Source organism: Rosenbergiella australiborealis, assembly GCF_018494035.1.
Taxonomy (GTDB): domain Bacteria; phylum Pseudomonadota; class Gammaproteobacteria; order Enterobacterales; family Enterobacteriaceae; genus Rosenbergiella; species Rosenbergiella australiborealis.
This window is the reverse complement of record NZ_JABBFO010000005.1, coordinates 15,590-30,982: the sequence shown is the minus strand read 5'-3', so window position 1 is coordinate 30,982 and position 15,393 is coordinate 15,590. Positions and strand designations below refer to the sequence as shown.

12 protein-coding genes and 1 tRNA gene are annotated in these 15,393 nt (G+C 44.6%); 12 read left to right on the top strand and 1 reads right to left on the bottom strand.

Annotated elements, in window-relative coordinates; genetic code table 11:
• Positions 1 to 55 precede the first annotated feature (55 nt).
• Together tcuC and HGT73_RS06840 are read left to right on the top strand one after the other, a co-directional pair.
• Positions 56 to 1,354: an MFS transporter gene (gene tcuC, locus HGT73_RS06845; protein WP_214212996.1), complete on the top strand. Its 1,299-nt coding sequence runs from the start codon at positions 56 to 58 to the stop codon at positions 1,352 to 1,354.
• A gap of 550 nt (positions 1,355 to 1,904) precedes the next feature.
• Positions 1,905 to 3,977, top strand: coding sequence for a putative bifunctional diguanylate cyclase/phosphodiesterase (locus HGT73_RS06840; RefSeq protein WP_244968489.1), 2,073 nt, complete (start codon positions 1,905 to 1,907; stop codon positions 3,975 to 3,977).
• 42 nt (positions 3,978 to 4,019) lie between these two features.
• Here HGT73_RS06840 and ftnA read toward each other — a convergent pair whose 3' ends face one another.
• Positions 4,020 to 4,538, bottom strand: a complete 519-nt coding sequence (gene ftnA / locus HGT73_RS06835; protein ID WP_214212993.1) for a non-heme ferritin — start codon at positions 4,536 to 4,538, stop codon at positions 4,020 to 4,022.
• A 321-nt stretch (positions 4,539 to 4,859) separates the two neighbouring features.
• Between ftnA and prfC the strand changes: the two genes are divergently transcribed.
• The 10 genes from prfC (at position 4,860) to HGT73_RS06785 (ending at position 15,347) form a co-directional block, all read left to right on the top strand.
• Complete coding sequence (gene prfC / locus HGT73_RS06830; protein ID WP_214212991.1) at positions 4,860 to 6,449, top strand: peptide chain release factor 3; 1,590 nt, start codon at positions 4,860 to 4,862, stop codon at positions 6,447 to 6,449.
• A 172-nt stretch (positions 6,450 to 6,621) separates the two neighbouring features.
• Positions 6,622 to 7,203, top strand: coding sequence for a BON domain-containing protein (locus HGT73_RS06825; protein ID WP_214212989.1), 582 nt, complete (start codon positions 6,622 to 6,624; stop codon positions 7,201 to 7,203).
• Between the two features lie 63 nt (positions 7,204 to 7,266).
• Entirely contained in the window at positions 7,267 to 7,428 is a 162-nt protein-coding gene (locus HGT73_RS06820) for a DUF1328 domain-containing protein (protein ID WP_214212987.1), read from the top strand.
• A gap of 50 nt (positions 7,429 to 7,478) precedes the next feature.
• A complete protein-coding gene (locus tag HGT73_RS06815) occupies positions 7,479 to 8,270 on the top strand; it encodes a TatD family hydrolase (RefSeq protein ID WP_214212985.1) in 792 nt (263 codons plus the stop codon).
• A 95-nt stretch (positions 8,271 to 8,365) separates the two neighbouring features.
• Positions 8,366 to 9,145, top strand: a complete 780-nt coding sequence (gene deoC, locus HGT73_RS06810) for a deoxyribose-phosphate aldolase (RefSeq protein ID WP_214212983.1) — start codon at positions 8,366 to 8,368, stop codon at positions 9,143 to 9,145.
• A gap of 75 nt (positions 9,146 to 9,220) precedes the next feature.
• Positions 9,221 to 10,441 (top strand): phosphopentomutase, encoded by a 1,221-nt coding sequence (gene deoB, locus HGT73_RS06805; RefSeq protein ID WP_214212981.1) that lies wholly within the window; start codon positions 9,221 to 9,223, stop codon positions 10,439 to 10,441.
• A 54-nt stretch (positions 10,442 to 10,495) separates the two neighbouring features.
• Complete coding sequence (gene deoD / locus HGT73_RS06800; protein WP_214212979.1) at positions 10,496 to 11,209, top strand: purine-nucleoside phosphorylase; 714 nt, start codon at positions 10,496 to 10,498, stop codon at positions 11,207 to 11,209.
• Positions 11,210 to 11,379: 170 nt separating this feature from the next.
• The gene (gene mrdA, locus HGT73_RS06795) at positions 11,380 to 13,356 is read left to right on the top strand and encodes a penicillin-binding protein 2 (protein WP_214212977.1); all 1,977 of its coding nucleotides are present in this window, start codon (positions 11,380 to 11,382) and stop codon (positions 13,354 to 13,356) included.
• Between the two features lie 484 nt (positions 13,357 to 13,840).
• A tRNA-Phe gene (locus HGT73_RS06790) sits at positions 13,841 to 13,916 on the top strand.
• A gap of 180 nt (positions 13,917 to 14,096) precedes the next feature.
• Positions 14,097 to 15,347 (top strand): tyrosine-type recombinase/integrase, encoded by a 1,251-nt coding sequence (locus HGT73_RS06785; protein ID WP_214213263.1) that lies wholly within the window; start codon positions 14,097 to 14,099, stop codon positions 15,345 to 15,347.
• The last annotated feature ends 46 nt before the right edge of the window (positions 15,348 to 15,393 follow it).

The following is a 15,393-nucleotide window of genomic DNA, read 5'->3' as shown; positions in this document are numbered from 1 at the left end:
ACATTAAAAATTGACGAGGTTAGGTACAAAAAACAAAAAATGTGAGAAATATTTAATGAACTATTCTGAGATCCCTGAAACCTCTTCTGCTTGGCAACATACCAAATCTATCTTCCGCGTCACCAGCGGAAATTTTTTAGAAATGTACGACTTTATGGTTTTTGGCTATTACGCTACCGCCATCGCCAACACTTTCTTTCCCGGTAGTAACCCTTTTGCTTCGTTAATGTTGACGCTAATGACTTTTGGCGCGGGTTTTTTGATGCGCCCCCTCGGTGCCATTATTCTTGGAACCTACATCGATCAGCATGGCCGTCGTAAAGGATTGTTGATCACCTTGGGTTTAATGGCACTCGGTACTTTAACGATTGCCGTGGTACCCGGCTACAGCACATTGGGGATCTTTGCGCCAATTTTGGTATTAATGGGTCGCTTACTCCAAGGATTTTCAGCGGGTGTTGAGCTAGGAGGCGTTTCTGTTTATCTCTCTGAAATTGCTCCTGCGGGACGTCGTGGTTTTTTCGTCAGCTGGCAGTCAGCGAGCCAACAGGTTTCAGTTATTTTTGCAGCATTACTTGGTCTGCTTCTCAATCACCTACTCGGTAAAGAGATGGTCTCAGAATGGGCATGGCGGATCCCCTTTTTCGTCGGCTGTATGGTAGTTCCCTTTCTTTTTTACATCCGTCGCTCATTGGAAGAAACCTCGGCCTTTAAACAAAAAACACATCGCCCGGGTATGAAAGAGATTGCCCGTTCGGTATTGCGTAACTGGCCATTAGTGATTGCTGGGATGTTTATGGTCGTCACAACTACGGTAATGTTTTATATGATCACGGCCTTTACACCAACCTTTGGTAAGGCCGTGCTGAATATGACTGACCAGCAAAGTTTTCTTGTCACCTTATTGGTAGGGGTTTCAAACTTATTCTGGCTACCGGTTATGGGGGCTCTCTCGGACCGAGTCGGTCGGCGGCCATTATTAATAATCTTTACATTACTAATGATTGCGACGGCATGGCCAATATTGCGTTGGTTAGTTGCGGCGCCTACATTGACTCATCTGATCGAAACAGAATTATGGCTATCATTTTTGTATGCCAGTTATAACGGTGCGATGGTTGTTTGGCTAGCGGAAGTGATGCCCGTTGAAGTCAAGGCTTCTGGATTTTCACTGGCTTATAGTCTCGCAACGGCACTATTTGGGGGTTTTACGCCGGCTATCTCAAGTTATTTAATTCACAGTACCGGTGATAAAGCGATGCCCGGTGCTTGGTTAACCTTTGCTGCAGTATGTGGGTTTATCGGTGCGATGAGTTTAGGGCGATTAATAAAACGTTATCACCCTAAATATTAGTGACATTTTTACGGTATTGGGTGGTAGGCAACTATTAATCTGCTGCCCAATAATAACGTATCGTTATTTGTTTTCTATAATAATTCTTATTTGCATCTCACTACCTACCTTATGTCAATGATGAATATAGCTATTAATCTTTACTCTTTCCGTTATAAAAATCTAAAAATTATCTGAACTATTTTTGATGACTCTTAGCTTATTTGGTTATGTATAATCGAATTTTTTTATCATTAGATCCCGCCAAAAACAGAATTGCATATTGCATTATTTTGTATCATCACATTGATTTTTTTGACATATTAGTCACTAGTTATAAAAAGTTTTTACTGATCTAACGTGGATTGAAAAGCATTATCATTGTTAAAACCAATTTTATACATCCATTTATTGATTAATTTATGAAAGAAAAGTAAAAAATGATTTAATACTTATAAAAGTAATTGTTTAGTGAGTTACTAATCACGTAATATTGATTTTACTAATCATTCATCGCTCGGTCAGAAAAATTTCTCTCTGGCACACCGGGTAGGAGAATCAGTTGAATACAATGAATATGATGCATGTGACTTGGGATAGTGGTCTGGTAGTGGCCTCTATATTTATTGCATTCCTCGCCTCTTTTTCAGCCCTGGATACCGTGGCTCGATTTTCTGAAAGTCGAGGCCTTAATGCGTTGCTATGGTTGTTCGGTGGTGGTGCTGCTATGGGCATCGGGATTTGGTCAATGCATTTTATCGGTATGATGGCGATGAATTTCGATATGCCGATGGGCTACAACCTCAGTGAAACCTTACTCTCTATTTTTCTGGCTATTATTGGTTCAGTTATTGCCTTATGGACAGTATTTAGACACAACCAAATTACGCTCATTAATATCTTTTTAGGTGCAACAGTTTTAGGCTCATCCGTGATTGGTATGCACTATATCGGTATGGGCGGCTTACGTATTAGCCAACCGATAATTTGGCACAAAACACCGATGATTCTCTCTTTCATTATTGCTTATGCTGCCTCCGCCATTGCGTTATGGCTGGCGTTTCGTTTACGTAATAATGAGTCAGGGATTATATTTCGTCGTTTTAATGCCGCAGTTGTTATGGGAGTAGCCATTGCCGGTATGCATTATACCGGTATGTACGCAGCCAATTTTAGTGAATCGATGACAGTATTGCCGGGGGGATTAGGTTCTCAGCGTCTCACTATTTGGGTCTTTATTTCTACTTTAGTGATATTAGGCAGTAACCTTTTTGGTGCGATGATTGAATCGCAAATACGTGTTTCGCGTATGGCTAGCAAGTTAAAAGAGTCTAATGAAGAATTACGACAAATGGCGTTACACGATCCATTGACTAATTTGGCTAACCGCACTTTATTTGAAGAGAGGTTACACGAGTATATTGCCAAGGCAAATCAAATGACTTCCACGTTCAGTCTACTCTATATGGACCTTGATGGATTTAAAATAGTTAACGATGCTTATGGCCACGATATTGGGGACAAACTTTTAGTCGAAGTGGCGAAGCGTCTTAGCCAAGTCATTGCTATAAGTGATACCTTTGCACGTGTTGGCGGTGATGAATTTGTCCTGCTATCGAATGCCAGCTCGGAACATCAGGCCTCTCTTTTAGCAGATAAATTAGTTAAAACAATAGAACCTGAATTTATTGTAGAGAGCTATGAGCTACGGGTTTCATTAAGTATCGGTATTGCGATGTTCCCGATACATGGCGGGGAAGCACGTGAAATGTTATTTAATGCTGATTCCGCTATGTACCACACTAAAAACAGTGGTCGAAATGGCTTCAGTGTCTATCACACCTCGATGAGCCCGATTGGACGTAGTCAAGTTCAGTTAAAAAATGAGTTGTGGCGGGCCATCCATAACAATGAACTACGTTTATATTACCAGCCTAAACTCAATGTAACCTCAGGGGAAATCGTTGGATACGAAGCGCTAGTTCGCTGGCAACATCCCGAGCGAGGCTTGAAATCGCCGGAGAAATTTCTGCCTATAGCAGAGCGTACTGGCATGATTATTCCCTTGGGTGAGTGGGTACTGAACGAAGCCTGTCGCCAACTTGCATTTTGGCATCAGCAAGGTGCCGAACATCTGACTATTTCAGTCAATCTTTCCGCACAGCAATTTGAACAAAAAAACTTAGTCTATATTGTGACAAGAACCCTTGGACAATATCGAATTTCGCCTGAAAAGCTGATTTTAGAGATCACCGAAACGACGGCGATGCGTTACCCTCAAGAAAGTATCAAGATCCTCAAAGAGCTTAAAGCGATTGGTGTACAGGTTGCGATTGATGATTTTGGAACCGGTTACTCTAGCTTACTTTATTTACAGAATATGCCCGCCACTGAACTGAAAATCGATCGCGCATTTATCAATAGTATTGGCCATAAAGAAACGGATCCACGCTTACTCTCAATGATTATCGAGTTAGCTAAAAATATGAATTTGAATATTGTTGCGGAAGGCGTAGAGAGTGAGGAACAGCAGAGACATTTAGTGGGTTTGGGCTGTAATATTCATCAGGGCTACTATTTTAGCCGGCCGGTCCCACCATCAGAAATTATTATTGCGGCGACAAAGTATCAAGCACGAGCCTAAAGCAGTCGTCGCGGATGAAGAACAGCATCCGCGACCATTCAATTAGTTATGAGGATTGTTGGTATGGGACTCAGTATTCATTGTCGCTAAGTCTTTATCGATCAAGAACAAGCCATTAGAGCTGTTCTCCAGCATTCCCAATTTATCGAGTACCGTTTTAAACAACTTCTCTTCTTCGTGCTGCTCAGCCACATACCATTGCAGGAAATTAAAGGTTGAGTAGTCTTGCGACGTCATAGCCGCATGAGCAAGTTCATTGATTTTCTGCGTAATCAGTTGCTCATGGCGGTAAGTTAAGGTGAACACGTCAGTGACCGACTCGAAAGTCACAGGAGGCGCTTCAATGGTACCCAGTACCGGTAATGCCCCTGCATCACTAAGATAATTAAATAAACGCTGCATATGGTCCATTTCTTCACGTGAATGTGAACGTAAAAAAGAGGCAGCGCCCTCTAAGCCTTTATCGCTGCACCATGCACTCATTTGCAAATAAAGGTTAGCAGAATAAAATTCGAGATTGAGTTGCTCGTTTAAGCGAGAAACCATATCAGGTGTCAGCATAATTATTTCCCCAGAAAGATAATCGGTCATTTATGGTCAATAATCATACGCGAGATAGCCGAGCAAATAAAGTGAAGTTTTTTAATAAGTCTAGTTAAATCAATTATTTAATAATAGAAATCATTCCATCTATTGAATGTAATTGTTAATCATTCTTAGTTTCTGTTCTGCGTTGAGTATTGCCCCCTCAATGGCGAGTGTTTTTATCAATGAGGGGGTGATTGGGGAATATCGAAAAATAGCGAAATCGTGTAAACTAGCGGCAATTGTATTTAACGAGTAGCTTAAGTGCTCGCAACGTCAGGAAATTAAGATAACAGCATGTCTATAGAACGCCTTCTGCAAGAAGTCGCCCTCCGGCGCACTTTCGCCATCATTTCTCACCCCGATGCAGGTAAAACCACTATCACTGAAAAAGTCCTTCTTTTCGGGCAGGCTATTCAGACAGCGGGGACAGTTAAAGGACGTGGTTCAAATCAACACGCAAAATCTGACTGGATGGAGATGGAAAAACAGAGGGGAATCTCTATAACGACCTCTGTGATGCAGTTTCCCTATCACGATAAGCTGGTTAACTTACTCGATACCCCTGGACATGAAGACTTCTCGGAAGATACGTATCGTACCCTGACCGCGGTTGACTGCTGCTTGATGGTGATTGATGCGGCCAAAGGGGTTGAAGATCGTACCCGTAAGCTAATGGAAGTTACGCGCTTGCGGGATACGCCGATTATCACTTTTATGAACAAGTTAGACCGTGACATCCGCGATCCGATGGAGCTACTTGATGAAGTTGAAAGTGAATTAAAAATTGCCTGTGCGCCGATCACTTGGCCAATTGGCTGTGGCAAGTTATTCAAAGGGGTTTATCACCTCTATGATGATGAAGTTATTCTCTATCAATCTGGTAAAGGTCATACCATCCAAGAAGTCCGTAAAATTAAAGGGTTGAATAACCCAGACGTTGACCAAGCTATCGGTGAAGAGTTAGCAGGGCAGCTGCGTGATGAATTAGAGTTAGTTCAAGGTGCTTCCCATGAGTTCGATCGTGAACTCTTTTTACAAGGTAAATTAAGCCCAGTCTTCTTCGGTACAGCATTGGGGAACTTTGGTGTTGATCATATGCTAGACGGTTTGGTCGAGTGGGCACCTTCTCCCATGCCACGAGCTACTGACCAACGTCAGGTTATAGCGGGTGAAGAGAAATTTACGGGGTTTGTCTTTAAAATCCAAGCGAATATGGACCCTAAGCACCGTGACCGTGTTGCCTTTATGCGTATTGTTTCTGGTAAATACGAGAAGGGAATGAAGATGTACCAAGTCCGCACCGGCAAAGATGTGGTGATTTCTGATGCGTTGACCTTTATGGCGGGTGACCGTGCACATGTTGAAGAGGCGTGGCCCGGCGATATTATCGGGTTACATAACCACGGTACGATTCAGATTGGTGACTCTTTTACCCAAGGTGAAAAGATGAAGTTCACCGGCATTCCTAACTTTGCCCCTGAACTTTTCCGCCGTATTCGTCTGCGCGATCCTTTAAAACAAAAGCAGCTTCTTAAAGGATTGGTTCAACTTTCCGAAGAAGGTGCGGTGCAAGTATTCCGTCCGATTAGCAATAACGACTTAATTGTTGGGGCGGTTGGTGTACTGCAGTTTGATGTGGTGGTCGCACGCTTAAAATCTGAGTATAACGTCGAAGCGATTTACGAGTCGGTGAATGTGTCAACGGCCCGTTGGGTTGATTGCAATGATGTAAAAAAATTCGACGAATTCCAACGTAAAAATGAAGTTAACCTTGCGCTAGATGGCGGCGACAATCTGACTTATATCGCTCCGACAATGGTTAATCTCTCTATCACTCAAGAACGTTACCCTGACGTTCGCTTCCGTAAAACTCGCGAGCATTAATTTTTTGCCTAGCCCATCGTCAAAAGATGGGCTTTTTTCACTTCCAGTAAGTTAAATCCTAAAACGCTACGCGATGCGTAATCTCGTCTATCATTATTATTGTAATGATTGAACAAAAGAAAGCGACTTTCTCAGCCAAGGGTTCGATCTCACGTTTCTGAGAAAACACGTTATGAAAGCAAAATTAATTATTAACACTGTGGCAATTATTCTGCTCAGTTTGGGTGTACTGGATAGCTTAAAAGTGGCTGCACAACAGAATCCTTCACTCGTCAGCCAATCTGTCGACCATGTTGATGGTTTTCTGAGTGATACAACGGTTACTGCAAAGGTTAAAGCGGCTATTTTGGACAACAAAAAGATCCATGTTTCGTCATTGTCCGTGAAGACAGAGCAGGGACAGGTAACGGTGAGTGGTTTTGTTCCTGATTGGCAGGAGAAAAATCTTATCAGTGTGCAGGTTCCAAAAATCGCAGGGGTGAAACAATTGGATAATCGGGTGCGAGTACGTCGTTCACACGAAAATTCAGTCAGAGTTTACGCCAGTGATGTCGCAACGACCAGTGAAGCGATGATGCGTCTTTTTGCAGACAAACAGATTAATACTCGTGACGTTCACGTCGCGACACGGCATGGTGAAGTTTTCTTAACGGGTACGGTTCCGAGTCAATCAGAAAAGCAACAGGTTGAAAAGTTAGTGGAAGAGATCTCAGGTGTACTCAAGGTCAATAATGAGTTGAAGGTGCCGCACTAATCTCTTTGATACAGAGGCGAGTCACTAATCATAGGCAGTGACATATAGATAAGGAGTGTACTTATGTTTCGTTGGGGAATTATCTTTCTCGTTATAGCGCTAATTGCCGCTGCACTTGGTTTTGGCTCTTTAGCTGGCACGGCGGCTTGGGCCGCAAAAATTGTTTTCGTGGTCGGTATTATTTTATTCTTGATCAGCCTTTTTACTGGGCGTAAAAGGTTATAACCTTTATTAAAAACGTCGCTAGCAGGGACGCTGGCACACTATCAACGACTATGAGATATATCGATACTCACTGCCATTTCAATTTTCCCGTCTTCAGCGACAATCTTGCTCAAAGCTTGCATCAACTTCGAGAATCCAACCTGAGTGCGGTGATTATTCCCGCGACGAAAGCGACAGACTTTTCGGCTCTGCTAGCATTGTCTCGACAGCATGCTGAGCTTTTTGTGGCGCTCGGACTGCATCCACTGTGGATATCCGAGCATCATGATAACGATCTTATCCAACTGGAAAACGCCTTAAGCAGCGGCAATCAAGTGATCGCTATAGGTGAAATTGGCGTTGATTTTTATACACCCCAGCTCACTGCGCTAGCGTCTCGCCAATGGGCACTGTTATCGGCACAACTGCAATTAGCGAAAGCATACCGTTTACCGGTAATTCTACACTCTCGTAAAAGCCACGATCCTCTCTCGCGCTTACTGAAAGAAAGTTCTCTCCCCGCCACAGGAGTGATTCACGGATTCACTGGAAGTTATCAACAGGCTAAACGTTTTATCGACTTGGGATTTTATCTTGGGGTAGGGGGAAGTATTACCTACCCACGGGCGAACAAAACCCGAGAGGCTTTGGCCCGTGTGCCTATTGAGTTCTTAGTATTAGAAACTGATGCCCCAGATATGCCGCTTTACGGGTATCAAGGTACAGCGAATCGACCTGAGCGTGTCGTGCAGGTATGCCAAGCACTGGCAACACTCAGAGGGCAACCGGTTGAAGAGGTGATGGCAGTCATGTGGCAAAATAGTCTGCGGCTTTTTCCCCAATTAACCGCAGAATTAACGTAATTATGCCGTCACCTATATCACTTATCGTGAATACCTTCTACGCGATAGTGAACAATTGGGTATAATTGGTAAAACACAAAGATTGAGTGATAGAGATGAGTAATGTAATGCAGGTAGCGACCCAAGCCTTGGGACTAATGGACTTAACCTCCCTAAATGACGATGACACTGAACAAAAGGTCAAAACCTTGTGTCAGCAGGCTAAAACCGTAATGGGAAACACTGCTGCGGTTTGCATTTACCCACAATTTATTGCAGCAGCCCGTGAAGCCTTACAGTCACAAGACACTCCTGAAATTAAGATCGCCACAGTCGCTAATTTTCCACATGGAAATGCAGACATCACGGTTGCGGTCGCGGAAACTCGCGCAGCCATTGCGAGCGGTGCAGACGAGGTTGATGTTGTTTTTCCTTGGCGCGCATTACGTGAAGGAAACAGCGAGGTTGGCTTTGAATTAGTCCGTGAATGTAAAGCCGTCTGTGCGCTGAGTAACGTACTGCTAAAAGTGATTATCGAAAGTGGTGAACTCAAAGAACCTAGCCTGATTCGCCAAGCTAGCGAGCTCGCTATTGACGCAGGTGCCGACTTTATAAAAACCTCAACGGGGAAAGTCCCTGTTAATGCGACCCTTGAGGCCGCGCGCATCATGCTTGAAGTGATCCGTGATAAAAATAAAGTAAATGAAGTTGGTTTTAAAGCGGCCGGTGGCGTGAAAACGATGGAAGATGCCGCCGCGTATTTGGCGTTAGCCGCTGATATTGTCGGCCCGGATTGGGTGGATAAACGACACTTCCGTTTTGGCGCCTCGGGGCTATTAGGGAATTTACTCGCAAGTTGTGGCCACGGCGAGCAGGATCTACAAGCGAAATATTGAGACTCTTATTATTAATCAGTGCATACTGGCCTGATCGATAATTTTTATCTCAATAGCCTTATTAAGGAGATGAGTATGAAACGTGCCTTTGTAATGGTTCTCGATTCATTCGGAATTGGCGCCAGCCATGATGCAGAAAAATTTGGTGACAAAGGATCAGATACCTTTGGCCATATTGCTCAAGCCTGTGCGCAAGGCTTAGCCGATCAAGGTCGTAAAGGGCCGCTAGATCTACCCAATTTAACGGCACTGGGTCTTGTCAAAGCCGCAGAGCTTTCAACGGGTAAAATTGCAGCAGGCATGGATAGCGATGCCGAAGTGATCGGTGCTTACGCCAGCGCGCAAGAGCTCTCATCTGGAAAAGACACCCCTTCAGGACATTGGGAAATTGCGGGTGTACCTGTCCTTTTTGACTGGGGTTATTTCCCAGAGAAGGAAAACTCTTTTCCTGAATCGCTTTTAGCATTATTAGTTGAAAAAGCACAACTTCCTGGCTATCTCGGTAATTGCCACTCCTCAGGGACGGTCATCTTAGATGCCTTGGGAGAAGAACATATGCGTTCGGGAAAACCGATTTTCTACACTTCAGCGGATTCTGTTTTTCAAATCGCCTGCCATGAAGAAACCTTTGGTCTTGAACGGTTGTATGAGTTATGTGAAATTACCCGTAAAGCCCTGACGGAAGGGGGATATAACATTGGTCGTGTTATCGCTCGTCCTTTTGTTGGCGATAAAGCCGGACATTTTGAGCGAACAGGTAACCGCCATGATTTAGCCGTCGAACCGCCATCTCCGACCGTATTAGCGAAGCTAAAAGAAGCGGGCGGTGCAGTGATTTCGGTAGGAAAAATTGCCGATATTTATGCAGAGCAAGGCATCACTAAAAAAGTGAAAGCCACGGGCTTAGACGCATTGTTTGACGCAACAATTCGCGAGATGCAGCAAGCACCTAATAACAGTATCGTGTTCACCAACTTTGTTGATTTTGATTCGAGCTGGGGGCATCGTCGAGATGTTGCCGGTTATGCAGGTGGCTTAGAATTATTCGATCGTCGCCTGCCTGAATTAATGGCTGAGGTAAAAGAGGGTGATATATTGATCCTAACGGCTGACCACGGTTGTGACCCGACTTGGGCAGGTACTGATCATACGCGCGAGCATATTCCCGTTTTACTCTATGGGCCAAGTATTAAGCCAGGTTCATTAGGTCAGCGTGAAACCTTTGCCGATATCGGACAGACGTTGGCGAAATATTTTGAGCTAGCGCCGATGCAATACGGCAAAGCACTATTTTAATAATGATAAGGCGGTGCATAAGTCACCGCCTCGAAAAAGAAGGAAAATGTAAACATGGCTACTCCTCATATTAATGCAGAAATGGGTGACTTTGCTGACGTTGTCTTGATGCCCGGTGACCCGCTTCGTGCGAAGTTTATCGCAGAAAACTTCCTAGATGACGCGGTAGAAGTCAACAACGTACGGGGTATGCTTGGTTATACCGGAACTTATAAAGGGCGCAGAATCTCGGTAATGGGGCATGGAATGGGGATCCCATCATGCTCAATTTATACCAAGGAGCTGATTACTGAATATGGCGTAAAAAAAATCATCCGTATCGGCTCATGTGGTGCGGTACTGCCTCAGATCAAACTACGTGACGTTGTTATTGGTCTTGGCGCTAGCACTGACTCGAAAGTCAACCGTACCCGTTTTAAAGATCACGATTTTGCCGCTATCGCAGATTTTGATATGGTGAACAATGCCGTCAATGCAGCGAAAGCCCTTGGGGTAGAAACTAAAGTCGGTAATATTTTCTCCGCTGATTTATTCTATACGCCGCAACCGGAAATGTTCGATGTCATGGAAAAATATGGCATTCTGGGCGTAGAAATGGAAGCTGCAGGTATCTATGGTGTTGCGGCTGAGTTTGGCGCAAAAGCACTCGCGATCTGTACCGTTTCCGACCATTTACGGACTCACGAGCAAACAACCTCAGAAGAACGTCAAACGACCTTTAATGATATGATTAAAATTGCTTTGGAATCTGTACTATTAGGTGACTAACCTATTGTTCCATTACTCTTTTAATTAAACAGAGGAGCGCTTAGGCGCTCTTCTTTGTTATTAAATGACACACTTTATTCACTTTTAGCTGCGAATGTTACTGGCGCTAAATACGAATCCTATTATTATAGAGCGTCGAAAATTTTGTGGCCCTCCAATAGTTGTTGTCAATGAATCTGCGTAATTTTGAAACTGAAGAAAAGTTGTTTATCCGTCGGGCGCTAGTGGCGCTGGGGTTGGTCTGCGTCTGTTTTACCATTCTCGGTGTTAATCTCTGGCATTTACAGATTCAGCAACATGCTTACTATCAAACGCGATCGAACGCGAACGATATAAAAATGATCCCGATTGCGCCGACGCGAGGGATGATTTACGACCGTAATGGAATTCCTTTAGTTCAAAACGTTACGCAATATGACTTACAACTGACACCCTATAATATTGCCAACATGCAGCAATTGTTGGATCAACTCGCCCCAATTATTGACCTAAGCCCGGATGATATCGCTGATTTTAAGAAACGACTAAAAGCGACCAGTCGTTATAAACCGATTATCGTCAAAGAAGAGCTGAGTGAAGAGGAAATTGCGCGTTTTTCTGTTAATGAATACCGCTTCCCTGGGGTAAGTATCAATTCATTCCAAGATCGTTTTTATCCTTACGGGGCATCATTAGCTCATGTTGTCGGCTATGTGTCTAAAATTAACGATCGTGATGCTGCGCGGTTGAACGCTGAGGGAGTCGGGGAGAACTACGCGGCAGATCATAATATTGGTAAGCAGGGTATCGAAGGCTATTATGAATCGGCACTACATGGCAAAACCGGCTACCAAGAAGTGGAGGTTGATAACCACGGCCGTATTATTCGTGTGCTCAATGAGGTTCCACCGACCGCCGGTAAAAACATTTGGCTGACGCTCGACCTGCATCTACAGCAATATATCGAAAGCCAATTAGTGGGGCAGCGGGCTGCGGTACTAGTTGAAGATCCCCATGATGGATCGGTACTCGCGATGGTGTCGAGCCCGAGCTATGATCCAAATCCTTTTGTGAAGGGGATCAGTTACCAGTCCTACAAACAGTTACTGCAAGATAAAGATCTTCCGTTGATCAACCGGGTGACACAAGGTCTCTATCCGCCGGCTTCTACAGTAAAACCTTATATGGCGATGTCGGCCCTCTTAAATAATGTGATCACTCCGCAAACCAGCTTCTTTGGCGCACCGACCTGGACGCTTCCGGGAACGGACCGTCGTTATCGTGACTGGAAAAAGACCGGTCATGGGATGTTGAATGTGACGCGAGCGATCGAAGAATCAGCCGATACCTTTTTCTACCAAGTCGCCTACATGATGGGTATCGATCGGATCCATCATATGCTTAGCCAATTTGGCTATGGCAAATTATCCGGCATTGACTTAAATGAAGAGTATCGCGGCCTGTTACCTAGTCGTGAATGGAAACTTAAGGCGCGGAAAAAAGCCTGGTACCAAGGGGATACTATTTCCGTAGGGATCGGGCAAGGTTATTGGATAGCCACCCCTATTCAGATGGAGAAAGCGCTTGTTACCTTGTTAAATAATGGGAAGGTGTTGATTCCGCATTTATTGCAGAAAGAGCAACTCGGTAATCAAGTTGAACCCTACAAAGCGCCTGAAACGTTTACGCAAGTCGGCACAGCGGACTCCCCTTACTGGGCATTAGTGCGCCGAGCAATGTTTGGTATGGCCAATGCGCCTAATGGTACGGGGTATAAGTATTTCCATACCGCTCCTTACGGGATTGCTGCAAAAAGTGGGACCTCGCAGGTATTTAGCCTGCGTCAAAACCAGGTATATAACGCGAAAATGATTCCGGTTCGGCTACGTGACCATATCTTTTACACGGCATTTGCTCCTTTTGATGATCCTAAGGTGGCTGTCACTTTAATCTTAGAAAATGGCGGAAGTGATGGGGTGGTTGCAGCACCGGTGATGAGGAAAATCCTTGATCATATTATGCTTCCCAACCAATCGGATAACAGTCTAACACCAGGCGAAGGCATCCCAGCGATGCTACCGGTGGAAAGTGCGCATCCAGGAGCTATTTTGGCGACGCCAACGGCTCCTGTAGCGAGTCCAGCGCCGAAGCCGGAAACGACGCATTAAGATAGGTTGAATACTTTATTCCTATTCATAAAGCCTTGCTGTAAAGCAGGGCTTTTTGCTATGGGTAAGTCTGAAAACCTCGGTGTTTCAACGCGTCGCGACGAGGTGTCTAAGGCTGATTTTAATACAGAGTAGGATAATGAGGATGACTAACTTACTTACGACGCTTAGTGGCTCAAACTTATTATTAATGATACTTAGTGTATTAGGCAGAGGTTAGGGACTGGCGGATAGTGAATGAAGAGATCTCCGACATAAGCCAAGGCAGATAACGAGCAGGGGATGCTTGTTCTAGTGCCAATAGAAATCCCATCAACCTGTCGTAATTCAACGCCAAGAGCTACGGTGGTAAGGCCCTGAGAAGCTACCCAGACGGTGGTTTGAGTGAAATACCGACGCTTTGCAGAAAAAATAGGCGTACGAACGATCCGGTGAAGATTTTTCATTGACGAAGTGACGCTAATCCAGTTTAATACGCCCCGTTGCCCGAATAGCTCAGTCGGTAGAGCAGGGGATTGAAAATCCCCGTGTCCTTGGTTCGATTCCGAGTTCGGGCACCACTATTCTATAAATGGACGTCGATTGACGTCCATTTTTCCTTTTAAAGTCAACAAAATATTGACTTCAAGCCTTCTCCTACCGCTCTCTGACTCTCATCGGCAAGCGCTATCATTTGATGGTATATTCGTTGGTATCTTTAGTTCGATACGTTTTGTACCATCAAAAGAGGGGGGTGAATGATGGCTCTCACTGATGTCAAAGTAAGAAATGCCAAACCCGCCGATAAGCCTGTAAAGCTCACAGATAGCAGCGGCATGCATATTCCGATTCATCGGAATGGTTCCAAGTACTGGCGTCTGCAATACCGCTTTGCAGGAAAACAAAAGCTACTTGCTCTGGTGGTTTATCCCGCTCTATCACTTGCTGACGCACGTCATCGCCGTGATGATGCCAGAAGATTAATTGCTGCTGGTATTGACCCATCGGAAAAGAAAAAATCCGATAAAGTTGAACAAAGCGGCGCACTGGCTTTTGAATCCGTTGCCAGAGACTGGCATGCAAGCAACATCAACTGGTCAGAAACTCATGCTGAAAGAGTGATCAATAGCCTTACTAACCATGTGTTCCCTGCTCTTGGCAAACGCAACACTACTGACCTTAAAACCCGCGACCTGCTTCAGCCAATCAAAACGGCTGAAAAATCCGGGCATCTTGAGATTGCTGCCCGTCTCCAGCAACGTATCACCGCCATCATGCGATATGCTGTCCATAATAGTATTATCGAGAGCAATCCTGCTCAGAATTTAGCAGGAGCCATTGCAACAGCAAAAAGGGTTCATCGCCCTGCTCTTCCTTTTGAACGCATTACAGAGCTTCTCAGCCGCATTGAGAGCTACAGAGGAAGGCCGCTCACCCGCCTTGCTGCTAAGCTAACTCTGCTGACTTTCGTTCGTTCCAGCGAACTACGTTTTGCCCGTTGGTCTGAAATTGATTTCAGGAATGCGCTGTGGACCATTCCAGCCGAACGGGAAGAGTTATTGGGTATGAAGCACTCCAGCCGCGGCTCCAAGAAGAAAATGCCTCATCTTGTCCCATTGAGCCGACAAGCCGTCGCTATTCTGAAAGAGATCCAGAATCTCAGCAAAGATCTGAAAATTATTTTTACGGGCGATCACTATGCAGATAAGCCTATGAGTGAAAACAGAATCAACAACGCTTTGCGAAAAATGGGCTATGACACCAAAACAGAAGTTTGCGGTCACGGTTTCCGTTCTATGGCTTTTAGTGTCTTGATTGAGTCAGGATTATGGTCAAAAGATGCTGTTGAACGGCAGATGAGCCATCAAGAGCGTAACAACGTTCGTGCCGCTTACATCCATCTCGCTCAACATCTCGATGAGAGAAGGATGATGCTCAAGTGGTGGGCTGAATATCTTGATGCCAGCAGGAAAAGTATGGTTAGGCCGTTTGAGTTTGTATATAGAAAATAGAAAATTAGACAAAGATAATATCCTTACATATTAAAAATGTAAGGGT

Excerpts from the sequence above, each read along its gene's own strand:
- deoC (WP_214212983.1), top strand. The coding sequence starts at position 8,366 with ATGAGTAATGTAATGCAGGTAGCGACCCAAGCCTTGGGACTAATGGAC.
- deoB (WP_214212981.1), top strand. The coding sequence starts at position 9,221 with ATGAAACGTGCCTTTGTAATGGTTCTCGATTCATTCGGAATTGGCGCC.
- HGT73_RS06840 (WP_244968489.1), top strand. The coding sequence starts at position 1,905 with ATGAATATGATGCATGTGACTTGGGATAGTGGTCTGGTAGTGGCCTCT.
- prfC (WP_214212991.1), top strand. The coding sequence starts at position 4,860 with ATGTCTATAGAACGCCTTCTGCAAGAAGTCGCCCTCCGGCGCACTTTC.
- ftnA (WP_214212993.1), bottom strand. The coding sequence starts at position 4,538 with ATGCTGACACCTGATATGGTTTCTCGCTTAAACGAGCAACTCAATCTC.
- HGT73_RS06820 (WP_214212987.1), top strand. The coding sequence starts at position 7,267 with ATGTTTCGTTGGGGAATTATCTTTCTCGTTATAGCGCTAATTGCCGCT.
- HGT73_RS06785 (WP_214213263.1), top strand. The coding sequence starts at position 14,097 with ATGGCTCTCACTGATGTCAAAGTAAGAAATGCCAAACCCGCCGATAAG.
- mrdA (WP_214212977.1), top strand. The coding sequence starts at position 11,380 with ATGAATCTGCGTAATTTTGAAACTGAAGAAAAGTTGTTTATCCGTCGG.
- tcuC (WP_214212996.1), top strand. The coding sequence starts at position 56 with ATGAACTATTCTGAGATCCCTGAAACCTCTTCTGCTTGGCAACATACC.
- HGT73_RS06815 (WP_214212985.1), top strand. The coding sequence starts at position 7,479 with ATGAGATATATCGATACTCACTGCCATTTCAATTTTCCCGTCTTCAGC.
- HGT73_RS06825 (WP_214212989.1), top strand. The coding sequence starts at position 6,622 with ATGAAAGCAAAATTAATTATTAACACTGTGGCAATTATTCTGCTCAGT.
- deoD (WP_214212979.1), top strand. The coding sequence starts at position 10,496 with ATGGCTACTCCTCATATTAATGCAGAAATGGGTGACTTTGCTGACGTT.